The organism is Banduia mediterranea (assembly GCF_031846245.1).
Classification (GTDB): Bacteria; Pseudomonadota; Gammaproteobacteria; order Nevskiales; family Nevskiaceae; genus Banduia; species Banduia mediterranea.
Window position 1 is genome coordinate 1 of the sequence record NZ_JAVRIC010000045.1, and the last position, 7915, is coordinate 7915.

A 7915-nucleotide genomic window follows, 5' to 3' on the forward strand; every position below is an offset into this window, starting at 1 on the left:
GTACAGCCTACTAGCGAGAAATGCTCGCTGATACCCGCCAAACGCTATGCACAGAGGAGCGAACGGCGGTTCTGTGCTGTTGTGTTGTGGAGCCGACCCGAACGTCCAATGATTGAGCCTGTTCAGCCATGAGCACAAAAATGGTGTAGCCGCCCTCGACGTTCACAACGAGACCTGGAGCATGACTGGAAGAGTGTCAAAGTGCAGGCTCGCAATTTGAGCCTGAAAACAGGCAAAGTGCGCAGAATGAACTCCATACCGATTCGAAACATTCTTGTCCCCACCCGCGGCCCGGATGACTGGAAATCGCTACTGGGCGATCCGGAAAAGCATTGGGTCCGGGGACGGTCGGCACGAGCGATGGCTCATACCTGGGAAGCCAGCGACGGCTTCCCAACGGAAATTCGGGCGGCCCTCGAATCTGATGGCGGCTTTCAGGGAATAGTGCCGCTGCTGATCTGTCCCGAATGGAAGGTGCCGCTGCCCGGTGGTCGGCGTGCTTCCCAGAATGACGCTTGGGTCCTGACGCGGGACGGACGGGGCGTGGTGTCACTGGCAATCGAAGGCAAGGTGGACAAGCCGTTTGACCATCCACTCGGCGAGTGGAAGCGGGATGCGAGCCCTGGAAAGCAGACGCGCCTCGCTTACTTCATGCCGTGCTCGGACTGAACAATGAGCTTCCGGACGATGTGCATTATCAGCTTGTTCACCGGACCGCATCGGCGGTGATCGAGGCCCAACGCTTCGGTGCCCACGCCGCAGTCATGCTGGTGCATTCGTTCAGCCCCGAAAATCGCTGGTTCGAGGAATTTCTGAAATTTGCCGAGGCGTTCGGGGTGAGGCCGGAGGTCGGCCGCTTGGCCAGAACCAGCGCGCAAAACCGCTTGCCGCTCGACCTCGGTTGGGTTCATGGCGACGAGCGCTTCCTCCTGGCCTGAGATAGCTGGATGTCCCGCTCACAGCTTGACCGATACCATCAGCTCACAAGCCTGATTCGGCAGCGTCGGGGCGCGAGCCGTGAATTTCTTCAACATGAACTCGGGATCTCCCGCGCGACATTGACCCGCTATATTTCGGAGCTGCGCGATATCTACGACTATCCGATTCGCTTCGACCGCGGCATCGGGGGCTATGTCTGGGAGGACAAAGGCTATTACCGAGGACGGGACCTCCCCGGCGTCTGGTATTCGGAGGAGCAGATTCACGCGCTGCTGGCGATGGATGCCTTGATTCAGGACCTGTCCCCCGAACTCATCTCTCGCACGATCCAGCCCATCCGCGACCAACTCAGCAAGGCTCTGGAATCGGCCTCCGCAAAGCCGGACGAGCTGCGGCGGCGGGTCAAGCTGATCTCGACGAGCCGGCGAAAACTCCTGGGGGCGTATTTTCCCGAACTCGCTTCGGCGATCGTCACCCGGCGGCGCGTCCGAATGCGCTATTACGCGCGCATTCGCGACCAGGAATCCGAGCGCGAGGTGTCGCCGCAACGCCTGATCAACTATCGATCCAACTGGTATCTGGAAGCGTGGTGCCACCGAGCCGAGGGCCTGCGCAATTTTTCGGTGGACTGCATTCGGGAGCTGAATGTCCTAGAGACGTCTTGCCGGGAGATCCCGCTCGATGTACTGGAGCAACAGTTCGATGCCGGCTACGGCCTGTACTCGGGCCCGGAAACGCAATGGGCAAAGCTGCGCTTCACCGTGGCACAAAGCCGGTGGGCACGAGACGAAATCTGGCATCCGATGCAGCGCGGGACTGTGGACGCGGAGGGACACTGGGTGCTCGAGGTTCCCTTTGCAGACGTGCAGGAAATCCAGATGGAAGTCCTGCGTTTCGGGCCATCAATCGAGGTGCTGGCGCCCGCGGAATTGCGCGACCGCGTCGCCAAAACCTTGGGCGATGCCGCCAGGCAGTACAAAATTAAAAGGCTCAAAAAATAAGCCTATTCGGGCCTATCCTGATCTCACTGGAAAACCGGGTGGAGACGGACGATGACGAAGAAGGCTTCCGACTACGAACTCTCGTTGCATGCAGAAATCCGCATGCAGCAGCGCGGCATTCCGCCGCTGGCGGTTGAGCTGATCGTCCGGCATGGCCGACATCGGTGGACGCGTGGCGGGGCGCGCAGCTTTTACTTCACAAAGGACAAGCTCAGCCGCGCACGCGATCATCTTCCGGACCCGGCATACCGAAGTGTCGAAAAAGCGCTCAAGAGCGGCTACGTCATCGTTTCGAGCGAAGGCACCGTCATTACGACGGGATGGCAGACGTCCCGGCTGCGCAAGTAGGGCTCACGCTATGACCGCTCAAATTTGCGATCTGATCGACATTGAAGGATCGGAGGCCGAGCTCGCATGCGAGCTGCCGTTGCCCTTCGGCCATTCTCGACTGCTGACACTCAGCGACGCCGAGGCGCAGCAGCTTTGCCCATTCGCATTCTCGACGATGTGTTGGCGCAACTATTTCGCAGCGTGGTCGATTCGCAATGGACGGCTGTTTCTTCAACGAATCGACGGTAAGTACGCCCTGTCGGGAGTCGGGAGAGCCGGCCTCGGCTAATCGGACAGATGGTTAAGTGGATGCTCTGCTCTACTCACGGGGCGCTGAGAGGCTCTCCACGCGCCGGTCGCGGGCGCCGATGACAATCTCCAGGTACTCAATGTCCAGCGCCACCCGACGGCCGAACATCGGCACGTCCCACACCCGCCGATGCCGCCAGCGATTCGGTCAACCTCGATGGCCCGTCACCGCATCGACCGGCGCGAACCGCCCATCGCGCCGGCACGACACGCCGATCACACCGTCACTTTCCACGGTCACCGCATTGACCACTTGGCCACGCAGCCCAACAATCCCCGCTGGGATAGTCGCTCTCATTTGTTCCCTGTACTCGAAAGCTTCGTCAACCTTCGTTTTACAAGGACTTGCGTCGGGCGGCTATCCCTTTTCTACCTCATACAACTGCACAAGAGCCTCTTTTTCACCGAAATCGCCGGTGAGAAAATCAGCCTCGTTCGGGAATTTCGCAAGAGGCTCGTGTCGATCAACATGATCACTCGCTGATCGTGCTGCCGCTGCTGGTGTGGTGGATCAAACCACGCTTCATGCGCCGCGGCACGGTGCTGCCCTGCGGCTGGACGCAGCGGCGGCGGCGGAATAACGCGCTGCCCGCCGACGCTCTGCCCGGAAAAAGCGCTTCAATGCTGGCCGATAGGTGTGCGCACCACGATTCCGTCGAGCTCAGGGCTGACCTTGACCTGGCAGCCGAGCCGGGAGTCAGCATCGCGCAAATCGACGATGTCGAGCATCTGGTTCTCCTGGTCTTCTATCGGCGGCAGTCGGTCGAGCCACTCGGGATCGATGTGCATGTGACAGGTGGCGCAGGCGCAGCTGCCGCCGCAATCGCCGTCAATGCCGGGAATGAGGTTCTGGGTTGCCGCCTCCATCAGCGATATACCGTCTTCGACCTCGACGCTGCGTTCGGTGCCGCCATGGTCGACGAAATGGATCTTGATCATTTGACTACTCCTCGAGTTTGAGGCGCCTGGACGGCGCCAATTTGTGTGAAATCTGCTACGCCGCGCGCGCCAGATCCTTCAGTGCCCAGTGCCCAGCGCCCGTCGGCCAACTGCCGCGGTGCAATGTGTGCGCGACGAGATGCGATCAGCGGCACGGCGGCGGCAAAGTCCGCGGCACGGCGATGACGATCTTGCTCTCCATGTCGGTGGGGGCGTCACGCGTTGATCCGCACCGGGAGATGACTGAACCCGCGAAAGATGATGCTGGTATCCACCGGTACTGGATCGCCGACCACCTCGATCTGCATCGGCTTGTTCCAGCGCTTGAGGGCTTCCTCCCACAACACGCGCAGCTGCAGTTCGGCGAGACGGTTGCCGAGGCAGCGGTGGATGCCGAAACCGAACGCGATCTGGTGGCGCGGATTCTTGCGGTCAATGATGAATTCGTCCGGGCGTTCGATGGACTGAGGGTCGCGGTTACCCGACAGATACCACATGACAATCCTGTCGCCCTTGCGGATCTGCTTGCCGCCGAGCATGGTGTCGCACAGCGCGGTCCGGCGCATGTGCGTCAGCGGCGTCTGCCAGCGGATCGCCTCCGGCACGAACGACGTCACCAGCTCCGGCCGGGCGCACAGCTTGCGGTATTCCTCCGGGTTGCGGTTGAGCGCCAGCACGCTGCCGCTCATGGTGCTGCGCGTCGTGTCGTTGCCGCCGATGATCAGCAGCATCAGGTTGCCGAGAAACTCCAGCGGCCGGGATGGCATGTCGCGCGTGGCCTCGGCGTGAGCCAGCATCGAGATCAGGTCGGGCTGCGGCTCGGCCGCTGCACGCTGGTGCCAGAGTGCGGTGAAGTAGCCCAGGCACATGTGCAACTCCTGCATACGCGCCTCCGGCGACTCCACCACGCTCGATCCCGATTCCGGACTGGCCGAGCCGACCTCGGACCAGCGGGTCAGCATCCGCCGGTGTTCCTGCGGAAATCCGAACAGGATCGCCAACATCTGCGTGGTCAGCTCGATGGAGACGCGATCGACCCAGTCGAACGTCTGGTTCACCGGCAACCCATCGAGGACCTCGTTGGTGCGCTGCCGGATGCCGACCTCCAGATTCATCAGGTTTTCCGGCGATACCGCGGGGCTCACCGACATGCGCTGCTCGCCGTGCTTGGGCGGGTCCATGGCGATAAACATTGGTGTGCCGAGCCCCAGCGTGTCGTCTTCGATGGTTATGCCGCGGGCTTCGGACGAGAAGATCTGCGGCTTGGTTTCGACCTCGACGATGTCCTTGAAGCGCGTGACCGACCAGTACGGGCCGTAAAGCTTGTTCGTCGAGCAATAGTGGATCGGATCCTCGCGGCGCAGGCGGTCGAAGTAGCCGAAAACGGCGTCGCTGCGGAAGAGCTCGGCATCGGCGACGTCGATCTGGTCCAGCGGCACCTCATTCGGCGACAGCATGGCGGTCGAAGCAATGGGGCAGCCAGCGGCTGCCGGGTTGTTGGTGGCATTCATTAGATTCTCCTTCCGGTTGTCTGCATGCTGCGCAGGGGTGCGATGGATGTACACTAGGGTCGTTCTGCAAGGCTGTCGCCTATCGTTTGACAGGTTGCGAGTGTGAGTTAGACGGGCGCTGCTACAAGTGCCTGTGCGGCGTCGTACCGCAGAGGACAACGAGGAGGAGAGTTGGTCCGTGTCTGGTTCTACGCCCGATACCCGGCCGGGAAAGGTCCGCCGCAGACGCCGAGGATCCGGTCGAGTCCATGCTGCCGCGGACGCCGTGGTGCTGGACATCGCCAGCCACATGCTTCAACGCTCACGCATCGCGCCTCCGGGCGATCGAGACTGCGTGATCGCCGTCGTCGCACCGGCGGGCTATGGCAAGACGACGCTGGCGGCACAGTGGTTCGCCGAGGCGCAGCAGAGCCACGGTGCGGGCTGGCTACAGATCGACGAGCGCAGCCGCGATCCCGCGGTGTTCATCGGCAGTCTTGCAGAAGCCCTGGAAGCGGAGTGCCGGCAGACTTCCAGCGACTACTTCGGCACGCAGGACTACGAAGAGGGTCTGCAGGCCTGCCTGGAGCAGGTGCAGAAATGTGTCGCGCGCCGGTTGCTGGTGGTGGACGATGCCCACCTGCTCGCCGGCTCTGGCGCGATGACGCTGTTCCATCGCTTGCTGCTCAGCGCGCCGCCGCAGCTGATTGTCGTGTTGACCAGCCGCGACGCGGAGGGCTTGGGCCTGGCCCCGCTGGCACAGCGCGGCCGCGTGCGCTGGGTCACGGATGCTCAGCTGGCCTTCTCTGCCGAGGAGATCGCGGCTCTTGCCCTGCAGGGCGGGCTGGCGTTGGGCGCCAGCGATCTGGAAACCTTGAACACTGCGACCGAGGGCTGGCCGGCCTTGACCTCGATGGCACTCCACGGCCTGCTTTCTGGAGTCTCTGCGAAGCAGCATTTCGGTGGCCTTGCCGGCCTGTCCGCCGCGAGTTACGTGCGGGACTGCTTCCTGGCCCATCTGACCGGCAGCGAGCGGAGCCTGGTCGAGGTACTGGCGACGCTGCCAGAGGCTACCCCCGGACTGCTTGAATCCTTGAGCGCGGACACCGAAATCGGAAAACTGCTCGAGCGCTTCGAGCGCATCGGCATCGTCCGCCGGCATGGCCAGACCGCAGGGCAATCATGCTACCGCATGCATCCCTTTGTCAGAGAGGTCGCCGGACGTGGCAGTGCGATCGAGCGCAGTGGCCTGCTGACCCGTGCCGCGCACTGGTGGTGGGATCGCCAGGATTCGGATCGCGCGATCCGGATGACCCTGTTGGCCGGCATGAGCACGGAGCTGAAGCGCTGGCTGCGCTTCTATGCGCCGGTGCTGGTGCATCGCGAAGGGCGCCACGAAACCTTTCTCGGTCTGCTGTGTCAGGCTGAAGGCCTGTGGGGGCAGATCGATCCGGAGTTGCTGCCGTACGCGGTGTCGTCGTTAATGTTCCTGCGACGCTACGACGAGGCCGAGCGCATGCTCGACCGCGCCGCAACCGTCCCGCCCTCCTCCGACTCGCGCCGTTCCGACAGCGATCCCGCCGAGCTGCAGCGGGCGGTGATTGCCGGGCTCCGCGACGACTACGCCACCGCCGGCCGCTACGCGCGCGGCTGGCTCCAGCGCGGCGGCGGCGACGTGTTCCATCAGGGGCTGGCCTGGATCGTCACGGCATTTGCGCAGAAATGTGCTTCCCAGTTTGCCGAGGCCGAGCATTCCCTGACTCGGGCCAGATCGTTGCTGAGCGGCGTCCAGGCCACTTACGGCATCGGATGGTCGCGCGTGATCCAGGCCCTGTCCCTGCTCAAGCAGGGGCACTATCGGGAAGTGCTGGTGGAGACCGAGACAGGAATGCGTGAGCTGGCTGGTACCCAGGACGTGGCGGATCTGCTCGCGCTGCTGAGGGCAACCGCGGCACTGGTCCAGTACGAGCGCGGCGACCTGGACCAGTGCATCCAGTCGCTGAATGCTGCGATGCCGCACCTGCACCGCCAGGGCATCGTCGATGCGATGATCGCCGGCTATGTAGCGGCTGCGAGAGTGCAAGCGGCGAGCGGGCGCCTGGCGGCAGGCCTGGACCTGCTGGCAGAGGGGCAGCGGGTGGGCCAGGACAAGGGCTTCAGCCGTCTGAGCATCACGCTGTGCGCCGAGCGCAGCGTGATGCTGCTGCGCGAGGGCGCGGTACTCGAGGCCGTGGAGACGGCGCGTGGGGCCGGCCTGCTGCTGGACGATGCCCCGGTCGGAGTCGAACGCGACAAGGACGTGCGCCTGCGGGTGCGGCTGGCGCTCGCGCGCGGCACATCAGTCGATGCGGACGCGCTGCTATCCGGCGCAACGGCGCACGCGAAGGAGTCGGGTCAGCGACGCAAACTGGCGGAGCTGCGGATGCTCGAGGCACTATGCCATTTCCACAGGGGTGACGAGCGGGCAGCCGGCGCTGCGCTCACCGCCAGCCTCGAGATCGGACTCAACCGAGGATATCGGCGCATGTATCTGGACGAGGGGGCTGCGCTGCGCGAAATGTTGCTGGCCCCGCAGGTGCAGTCCGCGCTGCAACCGTCGATCACTCAGTTCGCGCGGGAACTGGCGGACGACCGTCGGCCAGCGTCCCTGAGCGCCGGTGTCGAGCCGCTGTCGGAGCGCGAGTGCGAAGTCCTGCAGATGGTCTCGCGCGGGCTCAGCAACCAGGAAATCGGACTGCAGCTTTTCCTTTCCGAAGGCACCGTCAAATGGCATCTGCACAACGTCTACGGCAAGCTCGGCGTCGGTACACGAACTGCGGCGGTCCATGAGGCCCGGCGGGCCGGGTTCATCGGCTGACGGCGCTGCGGCGGGTTTCCCGGCTGGCTCACAGTCCCCAAGTAAGACAA

The 7915-nt window shown here is 63.5% G+C and carries 7 protein-coding genes and 1 pseudogene; 6 read left to right on the forward strand and 2 right to left on the reverse strand.

The window, feature by feature from the left end:
• Positions 1 to 246 precede the first annotated feature (246 nt).
• From RM530_RS19120 to RM530_RS18130, 5 genes and pseudogenes are all read left to right on the forward strand, one after another.
• Positions 247 to 938 (forward strand): annotated as a pseudogene (locus RM530_RS19120) (DUF6946 family protein).
• Positions 939 to 1058: 120 nt separating this feature from the next.
• The gene (locus RM530_RS18115) at positions 1059 to 1940 is read left to right on the forward strand and encodes a helix-turn-helix transcriptional regulator (RefSeq protein WP_432276117.1); all 882 of its coding nucleotides are present in this window, start codon (positions 1059 to 1061) and stop codon (positions 1938 to 1940) included.
• Between the two features lie 51 nt (positions 1941 to 1991).
• Positions 1992 to 2288, forward strand: a complete 297-nt coding sequence (locus RM530_RS18120) for a hypothetical protein (RefSeq protein WP_311366671.1) — start codon at positions 1992 to 1994, stop codon at positions 2286 to 2288.
• Positions 2289 to 2298: 10 nt separating this feature from the next.
• Positions 2299 to 2559, forward strand: coding sequence for a hypothetical protein (locus RM530_RS18125; protein WP_311366672.1), 261 nt, complete (start codon positions 2299 to 2301; stop codon positions 2557 to 2559).
• 177 nt (positions 2560 to 2736) lie between these two features.
• On the forward strand, positions 2737 to 3063 hold the full coding sequence (locus tag RM530_RS18130) for a hypothetical protein (protein WP_311366673.1): 327 nt from the start codon (positions 2737 to 2739) through the stop codon (positions 3061 to 3063).
• A 134-nt stretch (positions 3064 to 3197) separates the two neighbouring features.
• Here RM530_RS18130 and RM530_RS18135 read toward each other — a convergent pair whose 3' ends face one another.
• Together RM530_RS18135 and RM530_RS18140 are read right to left on the reverse strand one after the other, a co-directional pair.
• Positions 3198 to 3518, reverse strand: coding sequence for a 2Fe-2S iron-sulfur cluster-binding protein (locus RM530_RS18135; protein ID WP_311366674.1), 321 nt, complete (start codon positions 3516 to 3518; stop codon positions 3198 to 3200).
• Positions 3519 to 3733: 215 nt separating this feature from the next.
• The gene (locus RM530_RS18140) at positions 3734 to 4975 is read right to left on the reverse strand and encodes a cytochrome P450 (RefSeq protein ID WP_432276118.1); all 1242 of its coding nucleotides are present in this window, start codon (positions 4973 to 4975) and stop codon (positions 3734 to 3736) included.
• A gap of 322 nt (positions 4976 to 5297) precedes the next feature.
• On the opposite strand from RM530_RS18140, the gene RM530_RS18145 reads away from it, so the two are divergent.
• A complete protein-coding gene (locus RM530_RS18145; protein ID WP_311366676.1) occupies positions 5298 to 7865 on the forward strand; it encodes a LuxR C-terminal-related transcriptional regulator in 2568 nt (855 codons plus the stop codon).
• Positions 7866 to 7915: the final 50 nt, after the last annotated feature.